Source organism: Altererythrobacter sp. CAU 1778, from assembly GCF_054482795.1.
In genome coordinates, this window is the sequence record NZ_JBTLRP010000002.1 from 585,200 (window position 1) to 608,484 (window position 23,285).

At 65.5% G+C, this 23,285-nt stretch carries 19 protein-coding genes and 1 riboswitch; of the genes, 7 read left to right on the top strand and 12 right to left on the bottom strand.

What is annotated here, in order from left to right:
• The first annotated feature begins 74 nt into the window (after positions 1–74).
• The 3 genes from ACXYN8_RS10995 to ACXYN8_RS11005 all read left to right on the top strand — a co-directional run bounded on the left by ACXYN8_RS10995 (position 75) and on the right by ACXYN8_RS11005 (position 3,884).
• Entirely contained in the window at positions 75–2,240 is a 2,166-nt protein-coding gene (locus ACXYN8_RS10995) for a prolyl oligopeptidase family serine peptidase (RefSeq protein WP_458889486.1), read from the top strand.
• 167 nt (positions 2,241–2,407) lie between these two features.
• On the top strand, positions 2,408–2,956 hold the full coding sequence (locus tag ACXYN8_RS11000; protein WP_458889487.1) for a hypothetical protein: 549 nt from the start codon (positions 2,408–2,410) through the stop codon (positions 2,954–2,956).
• A gap of 109 nt (positions 2,957–3,065) precedes the next feature.
• Positions 3,066–3,884, top strand: a complete 819-nt coding sequence (locus ACXYN8_RS11005; protein ID WP_458889488.1) for a hypothetical protein — start codon at positions 3,066–3,068, stop codon at positions 3,882–3,884.
• A 33-nt stretch (positions 3,885–3,917) separates the two neighbouring features.
• On the opposite strand, the gene ACXYN8_RS11010 is transcribed toward ACXYN8_RS11005, so the two are convergent.
• From ACXYN8_RS11010 to ACXYN8_RS11060, 11 genes are all read right to left on the bottom strand, one after another.
• Positions 3,918–4,535, bottom strand: coding sequence for a trimeric intracellular cation channel family protein (locus ACXYN8_RS11010; protein ID WP_458889489.1), 618 nt, complete (start codon positions 4,533–4,535; stop codon positions 3,918–3,920).
• On the bottom strand, positions 4,528–5,250 hold the full coding sequence (locus tag ACXYN8_RS11015) for a PepSY domain-containing protein (protein WP_458889490.1): 723 nt from the start codon (positions 5,248–5,250) through the stop codon (positions 4,528–4,530). Before ACXYN8_RS11015 ends, ACXYN8_RS11010 begins: the two co-directional genes overlap by 8 nt.
• 33 nt (positions 5,251–5,283) lie before the next feature.
• On the bottom strand, positions 5,284–5,712 hold the full coding sequence (locus tag ACXYN8_RS11020; protein ID WP_458889491.1) for a VOC family protein: 429 nt from the start codon (positions 5,710–5,712) through the stop codon (positions 5,284–5,286).
• A complete protein-coding gene (locus ACXYN8_RS11025) occupies positions 5,709–6,530 on the bottom strand; it encodes a hypothetical protein (protein ID WP_458889492.1) in 822 nt (273 codons plus the stop codon). The genes ACXYN8_RS11020 and ACXYN8_RS11025 overlap by 4 nt, the downstream gene beginning before the upstream one ends.
• Positions 6,530–7,930 carry a dihydrolipoyl dehydrogenase gene (lpdA, locus tag ACXYN8_RS11030; RefSeq protein WP_458889493.1) on the bottom strand — a complete coding sequence of 467 codons (1,401 nt, stop codon included), beginning with the start codon at positions 7,928–7,930 and terminating at the stop codon, positions 6,530–6,532. The genes ACXYN8_RS11025 and lpdA overlap by 1 nt, the downstream gene beginning before the upstream one ends.
• Positions 7,931–8,041: 111 nt before the next feature.
• Positions 8,042–9,319: a 2-oxoglutarate dehydrogenase complex dihydrolipoyllysine-residue succinyltransferase gene (odhB, locus tag ACXYN8_RS11035; protein ID WP_458889494.1), complete on the bottom strand. Its 1,278-nt coding sequence runs from the start codon at positions 9,317–9,319 to the stop codon at positions 8,042–8,044.
• 59 nt (positions 9,320–9,378) lie between these two features.
• A complete protein-coding gene (locus tag ACXYN8_RS11040) occupies positions 9,379–12,225 on the bottom strand; it encodes a 2-oxoglutarate dehydrogenase E1 component (protein WP_458889495.1) in 2,847 nt (948 codons plus the stop codon).
• A 45-nt stretch (positions 12,226–12,270) separates the two neighbouring features.
• Positions 12,271–13,161: a succinate--CoA ligase subunit alpha gene (gene sucD, locus ACXYN8_RS11045; RefSeq protein WP_458889496.1), complete on the bottom strand. Its 891-nt coding sequence runs from the start codon at positions 13,159–13,161 to the stop codon at positions 12,271–12,273.
• Between the two features lie 96 nt (positions 13,162–13,257).
• Positions 13,258–14,220: a malate dehydrogenase gene (mdh, locus tag ACXYN8_RS11050; protein WP_458889497.1), complete on the bottom strand. Its 963-nt coding sequence runs from the start codon at positions 14,218–14,220 to the stop codon at positions 13,258–13,260.
• A 289-nt stretch (positions 14,221–14,509) separates the two neighbouring features.
• A complete protein-coding gene (locus ACXYN8_RS11055; protein ID WP_458889498.1) occupies positions 14,510–14,845 on the bottom strand; it encodes a hypothetical protein in 336 nt (111 codons plus the stop codon).
• 88 nt (positions 14,846–14,933) lie between these two features.
• On the bottom strand, positions 14,934–16,124 hold the full coding sequence (locus ACXYN8_RS11060; protein WP_458889499.1) for a cell wall hydrolase: 1,191 nt from the start codon (positions 16,122–16,124) through the stop codon (positions 14,934–14,936).
• A 170-nt stretch (positions 16,125–16,294) separates the two neighbouring features.
• Positions 16,295–16,476: riboswitch (cobalamin riboswitch) on the top strand.
• A gap of 93 nt (positions 16,477–16,569) precedes the next feature.
• Here ACXYN8_RS11060 and ACXYN8_RS11065 point away from each other — a divergent pair.
• The 4 genes from ACXYN8_RS11065 to ACXYN8_RS11080 are packed head-to-tail and all read left to right on the top strand — an operon-like array spanning position 16,570 to position 21,018.
• Complete coding sequence (locus ACXYN8_RS11065) at positions 16,570–18,471, top strand: TonB-dependent receptor plug domain-containing protein (protein WP_458889500.1); 1,902 nt, start codon at positions 16,570–16,572, stop codon at positions 18,469–18,471.
• Entirely contained in the window at positions 18,468–19,328 is an 861-nt protein-coding gene (locus ACXYN8_RS11070; protein WP_458889501.1) for an ABC transporter substrate-binding protein, read from the top strand. The genes ACXYN8_RS11065 and ACXYN8_RS11070 overlap by 4 nt, the downstream gene beginning before the upstream one ends.
• The gene (locus ACXYN8_RS11075) at positions 19,325–20,290 is read left to right on the top strand and encodes a FecCD family ABC transporter permease (RefSeq protein WP_458889502.1); all 966 of its coding nucleotides are present in this window, start codon (positions 19,325–19,327) and stop codon (positions 20,288–20,290) included. The genes ACXYN8_RS11070 and ACXYN8_RS11075 overlap by 4 nt, the downstream gene beginning before the upstream one ends.
• Entirely contained in the window at positions 20,287–21,018 is a 732-nt protein-coding gene (locus ACXYN8_RS11080; protein WP_458889503.1) for an ABC transporter ATP-binding protein, read from the top strand. The genes ACXYN8_RS11075 and ACXYN8_RS11080 overlap by 4 nt, the downstream gene beginning before the upstream one ends.
• Here ACXYN8_RS11080 and ACXYN8_RS11085 read toward each other — a convergent pair.
• On the bottom strand, positions 21,001–23,256 hold the full coding sequence (locus tag ACXYN8_RS11085) for a M3 family metallopeptidase (protein WP_458889504.1): 2,256 nt from the start codon (positions 23,254–23,256) through the stop codon (positions 21,001–21,003). The genes ACXYN8_RS11080 and ACXYN8_RS11085 overlap by 18 nt on opposite strands.
• Positions 23,257–23,285 lie beyond the last annotated feature (29 nt).

The following is a 23,285-nucleotide window of genomic DNA, read 5'->3' on the forward strand; positions in this document are numbered from 1 at the left end:
AGCTTGCGGAACTGCGGTTGCAACCGGGGCCGAGGTCGTTACATCGGCAAGCAAATGACAAAACGGAGTTCGCCATGCGCCGCTACACCCTACTGGCAGCCACTGCCCTGATGACTGCCATTCCCACTGCAAGCCCGCTCGCAGCGCAAGACGCGACCGAAGTACCGCTGGCCGACTATCCCGACACCTATCGCCAGGATGTCAGCGAAGAGATTTTCGGCGAGACGATTGCCGATCCGTATCGCTGGCTGGAAGACGACGTTCGCAACAATCCCGAAGTCGCCAACTGGGTCGCCTCGCAGAACCGCGTGTCGGAAGGCTATCTCGCCGCGCTGCCTGCGCGGGAGTGGTTTGGCGAGAAGATAGGCGAGCTTTACAATTACGAGCGCTTTTCGACGCCCACGCGCGCCGGGGATCGCTATTTCTACACCCGCAACACAGGGCTGCAGAACCAGTCGCCACTGTACGTGCGCGAAGGGCTGGCGGGCGAGGAACGCCTGCTGATCGATCCCAACGCCTGGTCGGAGGACGACGCCGCCGCGCTGAGCGGGTGGGTGCCCTCACCCGACGGGAAGTACGTGCTCTACAGCGTGCAGGACGGCGGAACCGACTGGCGCATCGTGCGCGTGCTGGACGTCGACAGCGGGCAGACCGTGGGCGAGGACACCCGTTGGGTGAAGTTCTCTAACCTCGCATGGGTCGGCAACGACGGTTTCCTCTATTCGCGCTTCCCGGAGCCGGAAGCCGGACAGGATTTCCAGGCACTGAATTACGGCCAGCAGGTGTTCTATCACAAGCTCGGCACGACGCAGGACCAGGACGAGCTGGTGTTCGAAACGCCGGAACACCGCGAGCGCGGGCATGCCGCCGCTGTCACGCATGACGGCCGCTGGGCGGTCATCACCAGTTCGCTGGGCACCGATGCGAAGTACGAAACGCACCTCATCGACCTCTCCAGGCGCGACGCGGCGGGCTGGACCGCCACGCCGCTGGTGACCGGGTTCGAAAACGACTGGTCGCTGATCGATGGTATCGGTTCGCGCCTGTTCTTCCGCACGGACCAGGGTGCGCCCAAATCGCGGGTGGTCGCCATCGACATGGCCGCTGCGAACCCTCGCTTCGACGTGGTCGTGCCGGAGAAGGAAGAGCCGATCGACGGCGTCTCGCTGGTCGGCAGCCGCATGATTGTGTCCTATCTGAAGGACGCGGCCTCCAAGGCGGTCATGCACGATCTGACCGGCAAGATGGTTGGGCAGATCGAGCTGAACGGGATTGGCAGCGCTGGCGGCTTCACCGGCGATCCGGACGAGGAGGAGACCTTCTATTCCTTCTCCAGCTTCAACCGGCCGGGCGCGGTCTATCGCCTCGATCTCGCGAGCGGAGAGACGACCACCTTTGCCGAGCCCGAAGTCGCCTTCGATCCCGACGATTTCGTGGTCGAACAGCGTTTCTACCCGTCGAAGGACGGTACCAAGGTGCCGATGTTCATTGTCCGCAAGCGCTCCATTGCCGAAGCGGGGCAGGCCGCGCCGACGCTGCTCTACGGGTATGGCGGTTTCAGCATCTCGCTGACACCGGGCTATTCTGCTAGCCGCATGGCATGGCTGCAGGCGGGCGGAGCCTATGCGCTCGCAAATCTTCGCGGCGGCGGAGAATACGGCAAGGAATGGCACGATGCCGGACGCCGCGCGAACAAGCAGAACGTGTTCGACGACTTCATTGCCGCGGGCGAATTCCTGAAGGCAGAAGGGATCGCGACCGAGAATGGCCTCGCCATTCAGGGTGGCTCCAATGGCGGTCTGCTGGTGGGAGCGGTGACGAACCAGCGGCCCGACCTGTTCGACGCCGCCAACGCTGCCGTCGGCGTGATGGACATGTTGCGCTTCGACCGCTGGACCGCCGGGCGATACTGGGTGGACGATTACGGCTATCCCGACAAGGAGGAGGATTTCCGCATCCTGCGCGCCTACTCACCCTATCACAACATCCGCAGCGGGACGGAATACCCCGCAGTTCTGGTCACCACCGCAGATACGGACGACCGCGTGGTGCCGGGCCACAGCTTTAAATACACAGCGGCATTGCAGGCGGCCGACACGGGCGACAAGCCGCATATCATCCGGGTCGAGACTCGCGCGGGTCACGGTTCAGGAAAGCCCACCGACAAGGCGATCGCGGAAGCAGCGGATGTCCTCTCTTTCCTCGCCGCATGGACCGGACTTGAACCAAAGAGCGAATAAAATCAGCTTTCTGCCCAAAATGCAGCCGTTCAGTTTCGACCTCGACTAGCTGAACGGCTGCTGAAAACGAGGTTCAGCGAGACCTCACGGCGAAGTGGTATAACTTTGATTGTCGGATGGCGGAAAACCCGCCCCACGAGAATTTGAAAGGGATACCTATGACGCTCATGACCAAAGCACTGACCGGAGCCATCGCCGCGGGTGCGATGGCCATGGCGGCAACACCCGTCGCCGCGCAATCCTATCGCGACCGCAATGACGACGGCATCGACGCAGGCGAGATCATCGCCGGTGCGCTGATCCTCGGCGGTATCGCAGCCGTTGCTGGCTCCGTCGGTAATCGCGACCGCTACGATTATCGCGACAGCCGCTACAACTATCGCAACGGCCGCTATCGCAACACCGGCCGCAGCGCGGTCGACCAGTGCGTCCGCGCCGTCGAGAGCCAGGCGCGCCGTGCGGGTTATCGCTATGCCGACGTGACCGAGATCGAGGACGTCGACGACAAGCGCCGCGGCTGGCGCGTGAAGGGTCGCGTCGTGGTCGATGGCCAGAGCGGCTACGGCTACTCAAACCGCTACAATTCGCGCTACGATAGCCGATACGACAGGCGCTACGATCGCCGTTATCGCGGCGACAGCGGTAAGTTCAGCTGCGACGTCCAGTACGGCCGCGTCGTGGACATCGACTTCAAGAGCATTCGCGGTCTGCGTTGATCTCCCTTCTGCACGCAGACGCACCGGCGGTTCAGGCTCTAGCCAGCCTGGACCGCCTATTTCGTCGTCCATACTGCACCTGTCAGCGCCATATTCGGGGGGATAACCGATGGCCCGATTGACCACATTCCTTGCCACCGCCGCCAGCCTCTCGCTGGTTGCAACCCCTGCGCTCGGCGCGGACATTGCCGCACCGGCCGGTCCGGCGCACGCGTCCGCCCCAGCCACGGCCTATGACGCAGAGGCGGAGGTCGCGAACAACCATCGCTATCGCGATTATCGCGGGTACCGCTATCGCAACCGTACCGATGTCGGCGACATCCTGACCGGCGTTCTTGTCATCGGCACGGTTGCCGCAATCGCCAATGCCGCGACGAAGAACAACCGCCGCTATCGCGACCGGGACGAGCGCGATTATCGCTATCGCTACCCCGACCGGCAGGACGACTACCGGTACCGCCAACAGGATCGGCGCTACGACCAGCGCGGCGATCTGGGCGCCGATGCCCGTGGCATGGACCGCGCGGTCGATATGTGCGTGAACGAGGTCGAGCGCGGCGAGGACCGCGTTGCCACCGTCGATAACGCCCGCCGCACGGGCGAAGGGTGGAGCGTGACCGGTCAGCTTGAACGTGGCGGCGGTTTCGATTGCGAGATCGACAACAATGGCCGCATTCGTGACGTCGATATCAACGCGGGCGAATACAGCGACAATCGCTACGATGACCAGCGCCACTGGAGCGACAGCGCCGCCGTGGCGGACGATCGCCAGTTCGACGACGAGACCTATCGCAGCGCGCGCGCCGGGCGCGATGTCGCTCCGGATTACCAGGGCGGATACGACGCTGCGCCGGAAGATACGGGTCAGGGCGGTGGCGACGACCGTTACTCCGTCGGCCAGCAGGGCGACTTCGGCCAGTCCGGCTGAACCCTCTTCGCCTGAGATTTTCCGACTGCCCGCCTACCTCGAGTAGGCGGGCAGTTCTATTTTCCACCGCACCGCCGCAGCGCGCAGGCCGAAACCGGCGAGCGCCGCGATCGTCCATGCGACGGGACGCGTCACGTCCAGCGCGAGCAGCGCTGCAACCGTGCTGGCGGACAATGCGGCGGCGGTCACGTAAAGCTCCGGACGCATCAGGATGGAGGGGCGGCCCGCGATCACGTCGCGCAATATGCCCCCGACGCATCCGCTGATAACGCCCATCAGCACCGCGGGAACCGGCGCTATGCCATAGGCGAGGCTCTTGGCCGTGCCGAGCACCGCGTAGGCTGCAAGGCCCGCAGCGTCGGCATATTCCAGCAGCTTGCCTTCCCACCAGCGGTTCGGCGTGACCCAGGCGATGAGCGCCACAGCGAGGCAGGCGGGGGCGACCAGCGGATCGCGCATCCAGAACACCGGCGCACCGATCAGCAGGTCGCGCACCGAACCGCCGCCGACCCCGGTGATCAGCGCAAAGAATGCCATGGTGACGAAGGTTTGCTTTTCCCGCGCCGCGATCAGCGCGCCGGTCAGCGCAAAGACCGCGATCCCGGCAAGGTCGAGAATGCCGAACAGCGGACCGAGTGGCGTGTCAGGCATGGGTTGCGGCTTTCCGCGGCACTTTCACGCGCGCCTTGCGCCGCCGGAACATCAGCACCGTGCCGAACAACGATCCCAACAGGGCAAGCACCGCAAAGACGATCAGCGTCGGATGATGCGTATTCTCGCGCGTCTGAAGATCCATGATGTGCAGGCCCCACATGACATCGAAAACCCGCCACCAGCGCGTCCGAACTGCCTCGACCTCGCCAGACTGAGCGCCGATATAGACGTGGGTGCCATCCGCCAGCCGTGCTTGCCAAACGGGCGACGGGCGGCGGAAGTCCTGCGGCACTTCGTCCGCATCGAAGAAGGTCAGCGTCTCGATCCGGTCGCCGCCGACGATCTGCTCGGCCACGATGGCGCGGATCTCCGGCTCGTCGAGCGCGGGCATCCGGCGGCCCATCGCGTCGAAACGCTCCATGCTGCCGTCCATGAAGGTAATCCGCGTCACCGGCGCGCCGCGCCACATAGTCGCGGTGATTTCCTTCACCGGCTTGCGGACCGCGGGGGCGAGGTCGATCGTGATGCCGTTGTTGGTTGGCAGCGACGGTTCCGTGCGCTCGATAAGCAGGTGGTTTCCGCGAACTTCCTCGATCGGCTTGGCGACCATTACGAGCCCGGTCAGCGTCCACATCAGGATGGGAATGCCCGTGAGCCACGCCAGCCAGATATGCCAGCGGGCGAAGCGGGACATGGTTTTCTGCGATGCCATGCCAGCGCCGTTAGCGCCGAACCCGGCCGCTCGCTAGTTCTTCGCGAAAAGGTTGGCCGGATCGGCCATCGCCTTTATCTCCAGCGCGTTGCCGCTCGGGTCGCGGAAGAACATCGTCGCCTGCTCTCCCGGCTCGCCGGCGAAGCGCACGGTCGGCTCGATCACGAAGTCCACTTCCGCCGCCGTCAGCCGGTCGGCCAGCACGCGCCAGTCCGCCATCGGCAGGACGATGCCGAAATGCGGCACCGGCACGTCGTGTCCGTCCACCGGATTGCTGCCGCTCGCGCCCTTGGCGACCACCGACGGCGCCTGGTGGGCGACGATCTGGTGGCCGAAGAAATCGAAGTCGCACCAGTCCGCGTCGGAGCGTCCTTCCGGGCAGCCAAGAACCTCGCCGTAGAAGGCGCGGGCCGCGATCAGGTCGTGAACGGGAAAGGCGAGGTGGAAGGGGTGAAGCGTCATCGTAGGGGTATCCTGTGCAGGCCGAGCGCGAGACCGAAGCCGAGAATCGGTGCGGCGCCGTATCCGATCAGCGGGTAAGGGTAATGCGACATGACCGCCATGGCCACAAAGCCGAACAGCGCACCGCCCAGGGCGAAACGCTTGGCCCGGTCGAATGGGGTTGTGTAGAGGATCAGCAGGAAGCCCGCGAGCAAGGCAGCGGCGAGGGCGACCGACCACGCGGCGCTTTGCGCGGCAGCTTCGATCAACAGGCGCTCCACGAAGGGTTGCGGTGGCAATTCGCCATGCAGCGCCGCGTAAATCGCGCCGAGAAAGCCGGGAACGGTGACGAGGCCAACGCGCCAGTCCTTCGTGACGTGGTACAGCCCTGCCGCGGCAAAGGTCAGCGCGAAGCCAGTGGCGGCGTCCGGCTGAACGGTCGCTGCCACCATGCCGGACAGGAGCATCCACGGCGCCATCACCCGGTTGCGCGCGGCGAGCATGCACAGCGCCGGGGCAGCGAGCATTCCGGTATGTAGGTTGATCGGGCCGATCGGCACCCAGCGCGCCACGCTTTCACCCGTGATGGAGATGGCGCGCGGTCCGATCGCCAGCGGGCTGAGCATCACGACGATCAGCACGATCCACAGCAGGTGGCGGCTCATGCGTGTATGCGGCCCGCGCCCGACCAGCGCCCAGAGGCACGCGAGCGCCAGAGCGCCGAGATTGACGAGCGGGTAATGCGCAGGCGCGCCGCCGGCCGCCATCCACGCAGCACCCGCCGACACCGGGATCGCAAGCGCCGCGAGGGCGGGCAGGCGATCCCGTATCGGGACCATCAGATGTGGATCGGCTTGCCCTGCACGCCCATCGCGGCTTCCTTGATCGCCTCCGCATGGGTCGGGTGGGCGTGGCAGGTGTAAGCAATATCCTCGCTCGTCGCGCCGAATTCCATGCCCAGCGCGGCTTCCGCGATCATCGTGCCCGCAACGCTGGCAATCGCCCAGACGCCCAGCACGCGGTCGGTTTCCGCATCGGCGATGATCTTCACGAAGCCATCAGGCTCGTGATTTGTCTTGGCACGGCTGTTCGCCATCATCGGGAACTTGCTGGTCTTGATCGCGCCCTTTTCCTTCGCCTCTTCCTCGGTCAGGCCGACACCGGCGATTTCGGGGAGAGTGTAGACGACGCTCGGGATGACGTCGTGATTGACGATGCCGGTCTGGCCCGCGATCCATTCGGCCACGGCAATGCCTTCGTCCTCTGCCTTGTGGGCGAGCATGGGTCCGGGGATGACGTCTCCGATCGCGCGCACGCCGTCGACGGCGGTGCGAAATTCGTGATCGACTTCGATCTGGCCGCGCTTGTTCACTTCCAGTCCGATCGCGTCGAGGCCGAGGCCTTCTGTGTTGGGCCGACGACCGATGGACACGAGCACGCAGTCCGCGTCCATCGTTTCGGCTTCGCCACCCGCAGCCGGCTCCATCGTCAGCGTCGCGGTGTCGCCTTCCACCGTGCAGCCGGTGACCTTGGTGCCGAGCTTGAATTGAATGCCCTGCTTCTTGAAGATCTTGTTGGCTTCCTTGCGGATGTCGGCGTCCATGCCGGGAAGAATCTGGTCGAGATATTCGATGCAGATGACTTCCGCACCCAGCCGCCGCCAGACGCTGCCAAGCTCCAGCCCGATGACGCCGCCACCAATGACGACCATCTTCCTGGGGACGGAACGCAGTTCCAGCGCGCCGGTGCTGTCGACCACGACCTGCTTGTCGTTATCGACCTCGATGCCGGGCAGCGGGGTGACGGAGGAACCGGTGGCAATCACCACTTCCTTCGCAGTGATCGTTTCGTCGCCGACCTTCACGGTATGGGCATCCTGAAAGGTGGCATGGCCTTGCTTCCAGTCGACCTTGTTCTTCTTGAACAGGAAGGCGACGCCCTTGGTCAGACCTTCTACAGCGTCGAGGCGCTGGGCGTGCATCTTGTCGAGGTTCAGCGTCGGCGTCACTTCGACGCCCATTTCCGCCATCGTGCCATTTGCGGCAGCGTCGAAATACTCGCTGGCGTGCAGCATCGCCTTGGACGGAATGCAGCCGACGTTGAGGCAGGTTCCGCCGAGCGTCGCGCGGCTTTCCACGCAGGCGGTCTTCAGGCCCAGCTGCGCCGCGCGGATCGCCGCGACATAACCGCCGGGGCCGGCACCGATGACAAGAACGTCGTAGTCGTATTCTTTGCTCATCAAACTTCTTCCGTCATTCCCGCGAAGCCGGAGATACCGTCTTCTTCCATCACCGCCCCGCAAAAGGGGGCGTGACCCCCGCCTGCGCGGGGGTGACGAGGGTGGTTTCGTTTACAAATCGATCAGGATGCGCGTCGGATCCTCGATCGCTTCCTTGATGATCTTGAGCGCGGTCACAGCTTCGCGGCCGTCGATCAGGCGGTGATCGTAGCTGAGCGCGATATACATCATCGGGCGCACGACGATCTCGCCGTCGACCACGACGGGGCGATCCTCGATCCGGTGGAGGCCGAGAACGGCGCTTTGCGGAGGATTGATGATCGGCGTGCTCATAAGCGAACCGAACACACCCCCGTTGGAGATGGTGAAGGTGCCGCCGCTCATGTCGTCCATCGTCAGCGTGCCGTCCTTGGCGCGCTTGCCGAAATCGGCGATGTCGAGTTCGATCTGCGCGAAGCTCTTCTTGTCGCAGTCGCGCACGACCGGGACGACCAGACCGTTCGGCGCGCTGACTGCGACCGAGATGTCGACGTAATCGTGATAGACAATTTCGTCGCCGTCGATCTGCGCGTTAGCGGCGGGAACGTCTTTGAGCGCGAGCGTGCTGGCCTTGGCGAAGAAGGACATGAAGCCGAGCTTGATGCCGTGCTTCTTGACGAAGGCGTCCTTGTACTTCTCGCGCGCTTCGATGACCGCGGTCATGTCGACGTCGTTGAATGTGGTGAGGAGGGCGGCTTCTTCCTGCGCGCTCTTAAGGCGTCGGGCGATCGTCTGGCGCAGGCGCGTCATGCGCACGCGTTCGGTGCCGCGGCTGCCGGCGGCAGAGGGGTCGGACCTGGTCACGGCCTGGGCCGGCGCGGCATCGTCGATCGTGCCGCTGTCCTGGCGGCCACCCTTGGCCTTCGCGGCAGCAATCACGTCTTCCTTGGTCAGGCGGCCATCCTTGCCGGTGCCCTTGATCGTAGTCGGGTCCACCCCGTGTTCGAGCACCGCGCGGCGCACGGCAGGCGACATGGTGGTCGCCGCATCGCCGCTCTGGCTGTCGGTCGGATCGGACTTGGCAACGTCCTGCGCGGCGCGCGCGGGCTGCGGCGCGGGCGTCCCTTCCGCAGCAGGCTTGGCCGCGTCGTCGGATTTCGCCGCCGGAGCGCCGCCTTCCTCGACCAGCGCGATCACCGCGCCGACTTCCACCGTGTCGCCAACCGCGACCGAATGCGATCCGAGCACGCCAGCGACGGGCGAGGGTACGTCCACCGCGACCTTGTCGGTTTCGAGGCTACAGATCGGCTCGTCAGCGGCGACCGCATCGCCGGGCTGCTTCAGCCATTCGCCGACGGTCGCTTCGGTGACGCTTTCGCCGAGGGTGGGGACTTTGACTTCGGTTGCCATGGAATTGCACTTCCTATCGGTGAGACCGGTTGAGAGCTGGGGAGAGGTTCAGCCCCGGATTACTTGCCGCGGGTTTCGGGCGGCGGGACGGCGGAGCGCTTGTCGCGCACACTCTGCCCGCCATCGGCCAGGTCGAGCGCGATCTGCACCAGCGCTTCCTGTTGCATCCGGTGCCGTTCGGCAAAGCCGGTGGCAGGGGAGGCGGCGACTTCGCGGCCCGCGTAGGTCGGGCGCATCCCGTCGTGCCCGGCTTCGCCCAGCGCCTGTTCGATCTGGCTTTCCACGAAGAACCACGCGCCGTTGTTCTTCGGCTCTTCCTGGCACCAGACGACCTCCTGAAGGTTGGTCATCCGCTCCAGCCGCTTGACCAGCGGTTCGCCGGGGAACGGATAGAGCTGTTCCAGCCGCACGATCGAGACGTCGTCCACGCCTTCCTCGTCGCGCTTCTGCAGCAGGTCGTAGGCGACCTTCCCGCTGCACAGGACGAGGCGGCGGATCTTTTCGTCCGCGATGTCTGCCGTGTCGGACTTGATCCGCATGAACTGGTGATCGCCCATGAACTCGCTCGCCGCGCTCTTCGCCATCGGATGGCGCAGCAGCGACTTGGGCGTCATGATTACCAGCGGCTTGCGGAACTGGCGCAACATCTGGCGGCGCAGGACGTGGAAGTAATTGGCCGGCGTGGTGATGTTGCAGACCTGGATATTGTCGTTCGCGCACAATTGCAGGAAGCGTTCCAGGCGGGCGGAGGAGTGTTCCGGCCCCTGGCCTTCGTAACCGTGCGGCAGCAGCAGGACGAGGCCGTTGGCGCGCAGCCACTTCACCTCGCCCGCGGCGATGAACTGGTCGATCATGATCTGCGCGCCGTTGGCGAAATCGCCGAACTGCGCTTCCCACAGCACCAGTGTCTTGGGATCGGCCAGCGCGAAGCCGTATTCGAAGCCGAGCACGCCATATTCGGACAGCGGGCTGTCGTACACCTCGAACTTGCCGTGCGGCAGCGTGGTCAGCGGAATGTATTTCCGCTCCGTGTTCTGGTCGACCCAGACGGCGTGACGCTGGCTGAAGGTACCGCGCCCGGAATCCTGCCCGGACAGCCGAACGCCATATCCTTCGGTGACGAGGCTACCGTAGGCGAGCGCTTCTGCGGTTGCCCAGTCGAAGCCTTCCCCGCTGTCGAACATGGCCCTCTTGGCGTCGATCACGCGTCCGAGCGTCTTGTGGATCGTCAGATCGTCCGGCACCGTGGTCAGCGTGCGACCGAGGCTGTCGAACAGTTTCTTGTCGATCGCGCTTTCGACGTTGCGGCGCGCGGTCTCGTCGTCGGCCGGCTTGTTGAGCCCGGCCCAGCGACCGCCGAACCAGTCGGCGCGATTGGCCTTGTAGCTTTTCGCCGCTTCGAATTCGTCTTCCAGCAGGCTGTCGAATTCGCCGCGCAGCTTCGGCGCGGTGCCGGGGTCGATCACGCCCTGCTTGATGAGCTTTTCGGAATAGAGATCGCTCACCCTCGGGTGCTTTCGGATCGCGTCATACATCAGCGGCTGGGTGAACTTGGGCTCGTCGCCCTCGTTATGGCCGAAGCGGCGGTAGCACCACATGTCGATCACGATGTCGCGCTTGAACTTCTGGCGATATTCGACCGCCAGCTTGCAGGCGAAGGTGACCGCTTCCGGATCGTCGCCGTTGACGTGCAGTATCGGCGCCTGGACGCCCTTCGCGACATCGCTGGGATAGGGCGAACTGCGCGCGAACTGCGGGCTCGTGGTGAAACCGATCTGGTTGTTGATGACGAAGTGAATGCACCCACCGGTGTTGTATCCCCGAACGCCGGAAAAGCCGAGGCATTCCCATACGATACCCTGTCCGGCGAAGGCCGCGTCGCCGTGCAGCAACACGGGTAGCACCTGTTCGTGCGCCGCGAGATCCTCGCGCATGGCCTGTTGCGCGCGGACCTTGCCCAGCACGACGGGGTTCACCGCTTCGAGGTGGCTGGGATTGGGGACGAGCGACATATGCACGTTGATGCCGTCGAATTCACGGTCGGTGCTGGTGCCGAGGTGGTATTTCACATCGCCCGATCCGCCGACGTCTTCCGGATTGGCGCTGCCGCCCTGGAATTCGTGGAAGATCACGCGGTAGGGCTTGCCCATGACGTTGGCGAGAACGTTCAGCCGCCCGCGGTGGGCCATGCCGTAGACGATCTCGCGCACGCCCATCGCGCCGCCATACTTGATGACGGCTTCGAGCGCCGGGATCATCGATTCCCCGCCGTCGAGGCCGAAGCGCTTGGTGCCGACGTATTTCTTGCCGAGGAACTTCTCGTATTCCTCGCCCCGCACCACGGCGGCGAGGATGGCTTCCTTGCCTTCGTTTGTGAACTGGATCGTTTCTTCCGGGCTTTCGAACTGGTCCTGCAGGAAGCGCCGTTCCTCGGTGTCGGCGATATGCATGTATTCGAGGCCGACATTGCCGCAATAGGTGCTGCGCAGCGCCTTGTAGAGTTCCCCGATGGAAATCCATTCGAAGCCGAACACGCCGCCGACGTAGACCTCCAGGTCTTCCTGACCATCGAAGCCGTGCCATTTCAGCGTCAGGTCGTCGGGCGCCTCGCGATGCGACAGGCCGAGCGGGTCGAGGTTCGCCGCCAGATGCCCGCGCACGCGGTACAGCCGGATCAGCAGCATCGCGCGGATCGAATTGTCAGCCGCCTGCTCGATGCTCTTGGTGTCGACGGGCTTGCCCGCCTTCGCGCTGGCATTGGCGATCGCGACTTTCAGCGTGGTCGGGTCGAGCGCCTGCGTAAGGTCGTCTTCCGCATCGCCGCCCACGAGCGGCCATCCGCTGCGCGCCCACGATGGGCCCTGCTGGCGTTCGTCGAGATCGAAATCGTGCTGTTCGTTACCCATGGGGCCTCACAAAAAATGCTGCGCCCTTTCGGTACGCGTCGCGGACTACGCCAGTTCCTTCAGCAGCCCTTCGAGAGTGGTGCCGAGTTCGCTGGGCGAGGGGCTGACACGGATGCCGGCGCTTTCCATCGCTTCGATCTTGTCGTCTGCGCCGCCCTGTCCGCCGGACACGATTGCGCCCGCGTGGCCCATGCGGCGGCCCGGAGGTGCCGTGCGGCCCGCGATGAAGCCGACCATCGGCTTGCGGCGGCCCTTGGCAGCTTCGTCCTTGATGAACTGCGCGGCTTCTTCTTCGGCGCTGCCGCCGATCTCGCCGATCATAATGATCGACTTGGTTTCATCGTCGGCGAGGAACATCTCGAGCACGTCGATGAAGTTGGTGCCGTTGACGGGGTCGCCGCCGATGCCGACAGCGGTGGTCTGGCCGAGGCCGACCTGCGTGGTCTGGTGGACCGCTTCATAGGTCAGCGTGCCCGAGCGGCTGACGACGCCGACGCTGCCCTTCTTGAAGATCGAACCCGGCATGATGCCGATCTTGCATTCGCCGGGCGTCAGAACGCCGGGACAGTTGGGGCCGATCAGGCGGCTCTTGCTGCCCTGCAGTGCGCGCTTGACCTTGACCATGTCCATCACCGGAACGCCTTCGGTAATCGCAACGATCAGCTCGATCTCCGCCGCGATGGCTTCCAGCATGGCGTCGGCTGCGAACGGCGGCGGCACGTAGATGCATGATGCGGTCGCGCCGGTCGCTTCCTTGGCCTCGGCCACGGTGTTGTAGTTGGGCAGGCCGATATGCGTCGTGCCGCCTTTGCCCGGCGTCACACCTGCAACCATCTGCGTCCCGTAATCGAGCGCCTGCTGCGTGTGGAAAGTGCCGGTATCGCCGGTCATCCCTTGTGTGATGACCTTGGTGTTCTTGTCTACGAGGATGCTCATTCAATCTGTCCCTTCGTCGAGTCCCAGCGGAGGTTGAAACCTTCCGCAATCCGGCGCTAGGCCGATAGAGGCCCCGGCCTGCGCCGGGATGACGGCTTACTTCAGGCTTTCGTCCAGCCCCTTGCAGGCCTCGAGCAATTCCTCGACCGCGTCGGTGCTGACCTTGAGGTTGTTCTTCTCTTCGTCCGAAAGCTCGATCTCGATCACTTCTTCGGTGCCGCCCGCGCCGATCACGGTGGGGACGCCGACATAGAGACCGTCGAGACCATACTTGCCTTCGACATAGCTGGCGCAGGGCAGGACGCGCTTCTGGTCGCCGAGATAGGCTTCCGCCATCGCGATCGCGCTGGTGGCGGGGGCGTAATAGGCGGAGCCATTGCCGAGCAGCTGGACGATCTCGCCGCCGCCTGCGCGGGTGCGCTTCACGATTTCATCGATGCGCTCTGCGGGAACGCCCTTGATCTTGGCGTAGTCGTTCACCGGGATGCCGTTGATCGTGGTGTAGCTGGTGACGGGGACCATGGTGTCGCCGTGGCCGCCGAGAACGAAGGCATTGACGTCCTTCACCGAGCAGCCGAATTCCCATGCCAGGAACGTCGCGAAGCGCGCGCTGTCGAGCACGCCTGCCATGCCGACGACCTTGTTATGCGGCAGACCGCTGAATTCGCGCAGCGCCCAGACCATCGCGTCGAGAGGGTTGGTGATGCAGATCACGAATGCGTCGGGGCAGTTGTTCTTGATGCCTTCGCCGACGGCCTTCATCACCTTGAGGTTGATGCCGAGCAGATCGTCGCGGCTCATGCCGGGCTTGCGCGGCACGCCGGCGGTTACGATCACCACGTCCGCGCCGGCGATGTCGGCATAGTCGTTGGTCCCGGTGATCTTCGCGTCGAAGCCTTCGATCGGGCCGCATTGGCTGAGGTCGAGCGCCTTGCCCTGCGGCATCCCTTCGGCGATGTCGAACAGGACGATGTCGCCCATTTCCTTCTTCGCGGCGAGATGGGCGAGGGTGCCGCCGATCATGCCGGAGCCGATGAGAGCGATCTTCTTGCGAGCCATAAAGGGAATCCGTCCTTCCAAACGCACGGGACCGCTGTGGCAGACCGAATGGCGCACGCTCGCGTCCCGCGAGGAAGCCGCGCCCGGAAACTCGCCATGCGGCCTAGGCGCGTGAAATAGGGATTGCAACCGGCAAAAAGTCTAATTTCACATAGTTAAATGCAATTGGTTCGCAATAGCAATTAGCTTGTGCCGACACCTGTGCATATTGGGCGCGCGCGGAAGGTTCCGGAATACTCCGGCCTAGAGTGCAGACTGGTGGGCAGGCGGACTGTTCCCGCAGTTTCCCTCAGAGCGACGAGGCGGTCTCGCCTTGCGACTGGTGGGCGTCCAGACGGTCCAATGCGCGAGCGGCTCGGCGATCGAAGGTGCGGCAGATCGCCGTCCAGCGTTTGAACGCTTCGCGATCACCCGCGCGCAGGGCCGCCAGCGCATGACGGTGCGCAGCCTTGGGCGCGTCAAGGCCATGCTGGGTGAGATGTGAGAGAGCCGCGCGCAGAACCTCGTCGAGTTCTGCCGGAGCGGCGCCGCAATCATTGGCGGGGGTGCGCATGGCACTGCGAACCTGGTGACGGGACATGCGCGCCCGCGGGAACTGGCGGGCGGCGGCAAAGCGAAGCGACATGAAGGTTTTCTCTTGTTGGCGACCTGTTGTGCCGGTCTCTAAACCTGACAGCCTAACGCCCCGTCTCGCGGCATGGTTGCCGCAATCTTTACCTGTCGCCTCGGCGGGTATCGCCCGGGGGCGGATCGCCGAGCCACTTGCCGGAATTGGCGTATTCGGGCCGGACCGAACCCGAGCCGGCTGGCCCTTGGGCCTTGTAGAGATCCTCCCCTCCGCGTGCGCGCACGGCCTCGGAATAGACCGGCGCTGGGGATGGCGTCGCGGCGGGCGCGCTGCCGACTGTCCCCGCCGTCGCCTGATGCTGGGTCACCGCGCGCTGATAAGCCTCTTCGTAGGCCTTGACCACGTCGAGCGGATCGGGCGCGGCATTGGCGAGATCGGGCTGCGTCCGGGGCAAGGCGCGGGCAGCAGGCTCGCTGCCGACATAGGCGCTGCGGAATGCGGCGGGCTGACCCGCGGCATTCCCGAACCGGTAGAAGTGGTGCGCGCCGATGGTGCCGACCCGCAGCAGGCTGTCCGCCCAGTAGGGATGAATTGCGGTGGTATGGTAATGTGTCGCCAGGCCCACCGGGCGATAGACCGCGCCGCCCAGCGCCGATAGCGCCACGCCGCGCGCGCGGTCCCACCACAGCTTCGCGGGCTGGCGGCGCATGGAGCCATCGCAGGTGAAGCTGAACTGGCAGCCCGTCTGCCGCTGCGATCCCTGGAAGACCACGCCGCACACGCTGTTCGGATAGCTTGGATGCTTGACCCGATTGAGCACGACCTGCGCCACGGCGCGCTGCCCGGCGTCGGGTTCGCTGCGCGCTTCGTAATAGATCGCCATCGTCAGGCACTCGAGCGCGCGCGTGCGATCGAGCGCGCTTCCCGCAGCGACCAGCGGCTGCGCGGCGGCTCCGACCGGACCGGGCAGGGTCGGGGCGGGCTCCGCATCTGTGTAGGTGTTCGCCAGCAGCGGCGTGTCGCTCCGGTAGTCGACCAGCGCGGCGTAGGGTTCTTCGACCATGTAGTAGAAGGCCGAGCCGGGGAAGCTTTCGCCGGGCGTTTCGAACGCCATCGGTTCCGCCATGGGCCGGGCTTCGTGGTCCGGTGTGCCGAACGGCCAGTCCGATGGTGTCGCCATGGCCGGAACTGCCACGGCCGCTGCCAGCGCCAGCGCGCTGCGACCGCGGCGTGCGTTGCGGGCGCTCGCGGATATGGGCTTCGCACGCCCGCGACGGCTCATCCGCGCGGTAAAGTCGCGCGGGCGGTCGTCGGTCAGGGGCGGCGTGGCAGTCATCGTGATCCTTTGTGCGGTCGCGCACAGCGCGTAACGCGTCGCGTGCGCGATTGCAGTGGTGGAATCGGGCGCGTCTCTGCGCGGGACTCCTGCCGGACAAAAGTTAACGGCCAATGCGCGCGCCTGCGCTGACGCGACGGGGCTTGCCGAAGCGGCAACGCGCCGCTAACCGCCGCGCCATCGTCACGGGTGCCCGAGGGATCGGGCCTAAGAGGGAACGGGGTCACAATCCCCGGCTGCCCCCGCAACTGTGACCGGGGAGGGCCGCTCCACACAGCCACTGCGCAAGCGGGAAGGCGGGGCGGGCCATTGATCCGGGAGCCAGGAGACCTGCCCGAGACGGTCGTTCGCGCAGGCCGGGCGGGGTGCACCGGAGGCAAGCGGGAGAGCGCGATTTCGCGGCGCGCCTCCGTCATGAGCGACTTGGCTTATGATAGGAGGAATTGTGCGTAATTATCTGTTTTTGGGTTGTTGTTTGTCGGCTCTCGCCGTGCCCGCCGCGGCGCAGGACGAGCCAATCGTGATGGACTTCTCCGATGTCCAAATCGACCCCACCACCATCACCGTCACCGCCACCGGCGCGCCGATCGAGGTCGAGGACACCGGCCAGTCGGTCACCGTCATCGGGCGCGAGGAGATCGAGGTGGTGCAGGGCGCGGACCTCACCCGCGTGCTGCGCCGCGCGCCCGGCGTCACCTTCAGCCGCAACGGCGGCACCGGAGCCTTCACTGGCCTGCGCGTGCGCGGGGCGGAAGCGGAGCAGCTGCTGGTGCTTGTCGACAGGGTTCGGGTGAACGACCCGGCCTCGCCCGGCGGCGGGTTCGACTTCGGCAATCTGCTCAGCCTCAACATCGATACGATCGACCTGCTGCGCGGCGCGAACTCCACCATCTGGGGCGCGGATGCGCTTGGAGGCGTGCTCGCCGTGACAACGCGGCGCGAGAGCGGCCTTTCCGCCAGCGCCGAATACGGCACTGACGATACCGTGATCGCCAGTGCGGCGGGCGGACTGGGCGACGACGACGCTTATGTCGGCCTGGCAGGCAGCTACTACAGCTCGGACGGCTTCTCCGCCGCCGCCAATGGCACCGAGCCCGACGGCTTCGAGCAATGGGCGCTATCCGCCAAGGGTAACGTCCGGCTGTCCTACGAACTCGAAGCTTTCGCCAATGCGCGCTACGCGGAGGGCGATCTTGACATCGACGGTTTCCCTGCGCCGAATTACCTCCTGGCAGACACGGCAGAAACGCAGGAGACGCGCCAATATTCCGCCGCCGCGGGCCTCGCCTACGACAGCGGCGCGCTCTACGTCACCGGGCGCTACAGCTTCGCCGATACGGAGCGGGAGAATTTCGACCCCGCCTTCGGCAGCGACCCGACCTTTGCCAGCGACGGCCATTCCGACCGCGTGGACCTGCGCGGGGAATGGCGCCCGCTTGGCCCGTTGATCGTGAACTTCGGCGGCGAGTACGAGTGGCTGGCTTACGAGACCGCGACGGACGCGCGCGAGACGACGGCGATCGCAGGCGTCTACGCTCAGGCCGGTATCGAATATGGCGCTCTCGCAGCGCATATCGGCGCACGTCACGACGACCATCGCCGCTTTGGCGGAGAGACGAGCTTTGGCGCGGACATCAGCTACGAGATCGCGCCCGACTGGCGGTTGCGCGCCAGCGTGGGCGAAGGGTTCAAGGCACCGACGCTGTTCCAGCTGTTCAGTGACTACGGCAACGAGGCTTTGCAGCCGGAACGCGCGACGAGCTATGACCTGGGAATCGCGTATGGCGGACGCTCCGATCCAGTATACGCCGCGCTGACGCTGTACCGGCGCGACAGCCGCAATCTGATCTCCTACGTTTCCTGCTTCGGCGTGACCGACGCGATCTGCACTAACCGTCCCTTCGGCACATACGACAACACCGCCAGGGCCACGGCGCAGGGGTTCGAGGTCGAGCTGGGTGTTTCGCCGAGCGAGAACTGGCGCTTCGGCGCGGCGTACAGTTATCTCGATGCGGAAAACCGCACGCGCGGCGATGCGAACGAAGGCAACTGGCTGGCCCGCCGCCCGCGCCATGCGATCACCGTCTCCGCCGACTGGACCTCTCCGCTGGCCGGACTGACACTGGGTGGCGACGTGCGGATGGTCGGCGACAGCTTCGACGACGCGGGCAATTTCACCCGGCTGGACGGGTACGCGCTGGGCGATGTGCGCGCCAGCCTGCCGGTCGGCGAGACGTTCGAGCTGTTCGGACGGATTGAGAACGTGACCGATGCGGACTACCGGACGGTGGCCGGATATGCGACGCAGGGGCGCGCGGCCTATATTGGAGCAAGGATCGCGATGTGAGGCTGCTCGCCGCCCTGCTCGGTGTTCTGGCGGCGGGATGCGCTCCTGCCGCCACCACCGGGCGGGCGGGGGGCGAGCACCCCACCATCGTCACCCTCAACCCCTGCACCGACGCCGTGCTGGCGGAAGTGGCTGCGCCGGGGCAATTGCTCGCCATCAGTCACTACAGTCACGACCCGGCCTCCAGCTCTATGGACCTCGATGTCGCGCATCGCTTTGCTGCCACCGGCGGGACGGTAGAGGAAGTGCTGGCGCTCGACCCGGACATGGTGGTGGCGGGCAGCTTCCTGCCGCCCGCCACCAGCGCCGCCTTCGCTCGGCTCGGGATCGAAGTGCGGACCTTCGGCATCGCCAGCGACGTCGCCGCGAGCAGGGCGCAAGTGCGCGAACTCGCCCTGCTGGCGGGCGACGAGGCGGCTGGCGATGCGATGATCGCACGGATCGACGCGGCATTGGCAAGCGCGCGCAGCGACGGCGCACCGGTCCCTGCGCTCGTCTGGCAATCTGGCGGCCTCGTGCCGGGGGAGGCGACGCTGATCGCGGACCTGCTGCGCAGCACCGGCTTTGCCAATTTCGCCGCCTCGCGCGGGCTGGGGCAGGCCGACCGCTTGCCGCTGGAGGAGGTGCTGGCCGACCCGCCGCGCGTCATTCTTGCCGCCGGAGGGGATGTGCGTGGCGAGGACCGGATGCTGGCCCACCCCGCACTTGCGGAGTTGCAGGAAACGCGGGTCGAGCGGTTCGATCCCTCGCTGCTGTACTGCGGCGGACCGACGATCATCCGCGCGGCAGAGCGGTTGGCGGCCATACGGTCTGCGTTGCCGGTAACGGACCGTTTGAATGAAGAAGCGGCGCGATGAGCAAACCCATGCCTCTCCTGCTCGTCGCTATTGCCATCGCACTGCCGCTGTCGCTGCTGGCGGGGCGCGTGTGGCTCGACCCCGCGACGACGCCCAATGCCGCCGTCATTCTCGCAGAGTTGCGACTGCCGCGCAGCTTGCTCGCGCTTGTCGTCGGCGCGGGTCTCGGCGCGGCGGGGGCGGCAATGCAGGGGTATCTACGCAATCCGCTGGCCGATCCCGGCCTGTTCGGCATTGCGCCCGGCGCAGCGCTGGGGGCGGTGTTCAGCCTCTATTTCGGCTATGCCGCGGCGGTGTGGGTGCTGCCGGCCTTCGCGCTGATCGGCGCTGGCGGGGCCATGGCGCTGCTCGCGCTGATCGCGGGGCGCACTGGCGGCATCGCTCTGTTCACGCTTGCGGGATTGATGATTGCGAGCCTTGCGGGATCGCTGATGAGCCTTGCGATCAGCCTCGCGCCCGATCCGTTTGCGCAGTCGCAGATCGTCACCTGGCTGATGGGGGCGCTGACCGACCGTAGCTGGGGCGACGTCTGGCTTGCAGCGCCATTGACGATGGCGGGCGTCGCCTGCCTCGCCATGGCGGGACGCGGGCTGGACGCGCTGACGCTGGGTGAAGCGAGCGCGCGCTCGCTCGGCATCGATACGCGCCGCCTGCAACTCTGGCTGATCGCGAGCGTCTGCCTGACTGTCGGCGCGGGGGTGGCGGTGGCCGGGATCATCGGTTTCGTCGGACTGGTGGTGCCGCATCTGGTGCGCCCCTTCACCGACCGGCGGCCCTCGCGCCTGCTGCTGCCGAGTGCGCTGGCGGGCGCGCTGCTGGTGCTGGTGGCGGACGTGGTCTGCCGGGTGCTTCCTCTGGCAAGCGAACTGCGGCTGGGCATCGCCCTCAGCCTCGTGGGTGCGCCGTTCTTTCTCCATCTGCTGCTCAAGATGCGGCGCGGTGTAGGGGGAGGGCTGCTGTGACGCTTGCTGCCGAAAACCTTGCAATCGGACAACGCCTCGAAGGCGTGTCCGCCAGCCTCGAACGGGGCGGGATTACCGCTATCTGCGGGCCGAACGGGGCGGGCAAATCGACGCTGCTGTCCGCGCTCGCCGGGCTGATTGCACCGGATGGCGGCAAGGTATTACTCGCCGGCGCGCCGCTCAGCGCCATATCTTTGCGGGAGCGCGCCCGACGGATCGGCTATCTGGCGCAGGACGGGGATGTCGCGTGGGATGTCGCGGTTCGCAATCTCGTCGCGCTGGGGCGGCTGCCGCATGGCGACCGGGGGGAAGAGGCGATCGACGCGGCCATCGCCGCGCTCGATCTCGGCGAGTTGCAGGAGCGCCCCGTTTCGCGCCTCTCCGGCGGCGAAAAGGCGCGCGCGCTGCTGGCGCGGGTGCTGGCAGGCGAGCCGGAATGGATCCTCGCCGACGAACCGCTCGCCGCGCTCGACATAGGGCACCAGTTGAGGCTGATCCGCTACCTCAGGGCTGCCGCTTCCGGAGGGACCGGCGTAGTCCTGGTGCTGCACGATCTGGCGCTCGCGATGAACCACGCCGACCGCGTTCTGGTGCTGCACGAAGGCGCGCTCGTCGCAGACGGTGCGGCCGAGCAGGCGCTGTGTGCCGAAATCATCGGCAACGTTTGGGGGGTCGCCGCGCGGTGGCTGGGCGACCCCGGAGAACGCAGCTTACTCGCCCACGGTTGAGGCAGGCAGCTTGCCGTCGCTGGTGCTGGCTTCCGCATCGCCGTCGCCGCCGGTGAGGCCGCGCGCTTCGAGCATCGGCTGCACGTCAGGTTCGCGCCCGGCGAACTTGCGGAACATCTCGAAATAGTCCTGCGTCCCGCCCTGGCTCAGCACGGTGGCCCGATAATGGTCGCCATTGGCGCGGGTCAGGCCGCCGTTGTCGGCGAACCACTTGCGGCTGTCGCGGTCGAGCATCTCGGTCCACAGATAGCTGTAATAGCCGCTCGAATAACCGGCGGGGTCGGAGAAGATGTGGTTGAAGTAAGTGCTGCGGTAGCGCGGCGGCACGAGGCCTATCTCCAGCCCAAGCTCCTTCAACGCGTTCTCCTCGAACGCGTCGACCTTTTCGGGCGTATTGATCGCCGCGGCTTCCTGAGGGCTAAGCGCGTGCCACTTCATGTCGAGCAGTGCGGCTTCCACCACCTCGCCGAAGTCGTAGCCCTGGTTGAACTGCGCGGCCTGCTTGATCTTTTCGATCATCGATGCCGGGATCGTCTCGCCGGTGCGGTAGTGTTTCGCGTAGTTCGCCAGCACGCTGGGCTCGGTCGCCCAGACCTCGTTGACCTGGCTCGGATATTCCACGAAATCGCGCGCGGTCGCCGTGCCCGACAGGCTGGCATACCGCTGGTTGGCGAAGAAGCCGTGCAGCGCATGGCCGAACTCGTGGAACATCGTCTCGACATTGTCGAAGCTGACGAGCTGGACTTCGCCCGCGTTCGCCTTCGGAATGTTGAGCACGTTGTAGATCACTGGCTTGGTGCCGTAGAGGTGGCTCTGGTCGACGAAGTTGCTCATCCACGCGCCGCCGCGCTTGGATTCCCGCTGGAACGGGTCGAAGTAGAAGATCGCCAGTTCGCTGCCGTCGTTGTCGCGCACGGTCCAGGTGCTGGTGTCGGGGTGGTACAGCGGCAAGTCCGTGCGCCGTTCGAAGGTCAGGCCGTACAGCTTGTTGGCGGCATAGAACACGCCGTCCTCCAGCACCTTGTCGAGCTGGAAATACGGCTTCACGGCGTCTTCATCCAGTTCGTAGCGTTCGGCCTTCACCTGGTTGGCGTAGCGGTACCAATCCCACGGCTGGACCTCGAAGTTCTCGCCATCGGCCTTGATCTGCGCGTTGAGCACTTCGGCTTCCTCGCGCTGCGTCGCGGCAAGGGCGGGGACCATCGCTTCCATGAAATCGAGCGCGGTCTTGGGGTTCTTGGCCATGCGATTGTACATGACGTAGCTCGCCCAGTCGGGTTCGCCGAACAACGCTGCCTTGCGCGCACGAAGTTGCACGATTTCGGAAACGAGCGCGCGCGTGTCGAAGTCGTTCGTGCCGTCCGAACGGTCGTAGGACAGGCGGAACAGCTTTTCCCGCGTGGCGCGGTTCGAAAGCGTCGGCAGCAGAGGCTGCTGAGTGGTGTTCTGAAGCGCGATGGCGAACTTGCCCGCCATGCCCTTCTCGGCTGCCAGCTTGGCGGCGGCGTCGATTTCGGCATCCGAAAGGCCAGCCAGTTCGGCGCGGCTGTCGACCACCAGCATCTGGTCGTTGGTGGCGGATCGGACCTGCTGGCTGAACTGCGTCGTCACCTCGGTCAGACGGCTGTTGATCTGCTTCACTTCGGCCTTCTGCGCCTCGTTCAGCATCGCTCCGGCGTGAACCATGCCGTCGTAGGTTTCCTCCAGCAGCTTCGCGTCTTCGGGCGTCATGCTCATCGCGGCGCGATTGTCGTAAACCGTCTTCACCCGGGCAAAGAGCACGGGGTCGAGCACGATGGCGTCATAATGCTGTGACAGTTTCGGGCCGATTTCCTCGTCGATCTCGTCCAGCCGGTCGGTCGTGTTCGAGCCGGTGAGCGCATAGAATACCGCGCCGACGCGGTTGAGCATCTTGCCGCTGGTTTCCAGCGCAACGATGGTGTTGCCGAAGTCCGGCGCGCGCGGATCGTTCTTGATCGCCTCGATCTCAGCCGAGTGAATCGTCATCGCCTGCTCGAATGCGGGGAGGTAGTCATTTTCCGAAATCTTGGTGAAGTCCGGCGCGTGGAACGGCAGCGTGCTCGGCTGCGCGAAATAGCCGGTGCCCTCCGGGATGTCCGGGTTGTAATCGGCAGCGGCCTGCGCCGAGGCGATCGGATCGGTTGCGTTGTTCATGGTCGTGCATCCTGCAAGCAGCGCGGCGCCAGCCACCGCGGCGAGGAAAGGGGCCTTGGTCATGGAATACTCCTGAAAATAACGGGGAAAGG

Excerpts from the sequence above, each read along its gene's own strand:
- ACXYN8_RS11060 (WP_458889499.1), bottom strand. The coding sequence starts at position 16,124 with ATGACTGCCACGCCGCCCCTGACCGACGACCGCCCGCGCGACTTTACC.
- ACXYN8_RS11010 (WP_458889489.1), bottom strand. The coding sequence starts at position 4,535 with ATGCCTGACACGCCACTCGGTCCGCTGTTCGGCATTCTCGACCTTGCC.
- odhB (WP_458889494.1), bottom strand. The coding sequence starts at position 9,319 with ATGGCAACCGAAGTCAAAGTCCCCACCCTCGGCGAAAGCGTCACCGAA.
- ACXYN8_RS11040 (WP_458889495.1), bottom strand. The coding sequence starts at position 12,225 with ATGGGTAACGAACAGCACGATTTCGATCTCGACGAACGCCAGCAGGGC.
- ACXYN8_RS11015 (WP_458889490.1), bottom strand. The coding sequence starts at position 5,250 with ATGGCATCGCAGAAAACCATGTCCCGCTTCGCCCGCTGGCATATCTGG.
- ACXYN8_RS11085 (WP_458889504.1), bottom strand. The coding sequence starts at position 23,256 with ATGACCAAGGCCCCTTTCCTCGCCGCGGTGGCTGGCGCCGCGCTGCTT.
- ACXYN8_RS10995 (WP_458889486.1), top strand. The coding sequence starts at position 75 with ATGCGCCGCTACACCCTACTGGCAGCCACTGCCCTGATGACTGCCATT.
- sucD (WP_458889496.1), bottom strand. The coding sequence starts at position 13,161 with ATGAGCATCCTCGTAGACAAGAACACCAAGGTCATCACACAAGGGATG.
- mdh (WP_458889497.1), bottom strand. The coding sequence starts at position 14,220 with ATGGCTCGCAAGAAGATCGCTCTCATCGGCTCCGGCATGATCGGCGGC.
- lpdA (WP_458889493.1), bottom strand. The coding sequence starts at position 7,930 with ATGAGCAAAGAATACGACTACGACGTTCTTGTCATCGGTGCCGGCCCC.
- ACXYN8_RS11005 (WP_458889488.1), top strand. The coding sequence starts at position 3,066 with ATGGCCCGATTGACCACATTCCTTGCCACCGCCGCCAGCCTCTCGCTG.
- ACXYN8_RS11075 (WP_458889502.1), top strand. The coding sequence starts at position 19,325 with ATGAGCAAACCCATGCCTCTCCTGCTCGTCGCTATTGCCATCGCACTG.
- ACXYN8_RS11025 (WP_458889492.1), bottom strand. The coding sequence starts at position 6,530 with ATGGTCCCGATACGGGATCGCCTGCCCGCCCTCGCGGCGCTTGCGATC.
- ACXYN8_RS11020 (WP_458889491.1), bottom strand. The coding sequence starts at position 5,712 with ATGACGCTTCACCCCTTCCACCTCGCCTTTCCCGTTCACGACCTGATC.
- ACXYN8_RS11000 (WP_458889487.1), top strand. The coding sequence starts at position 2,408 with ATGACCAAAGCACTGACCGGAGCCATCGCCGCGGGTGCGATGGCCATG.
- ACXYN8_RS11055 (WP_458889498.1), bottom strand. The coding sequence starts at position 14,845 with ATGTCGCTTCGCTTTGCCGCCGCCCGCCAGTTCCCGCGGGCGCGCATG.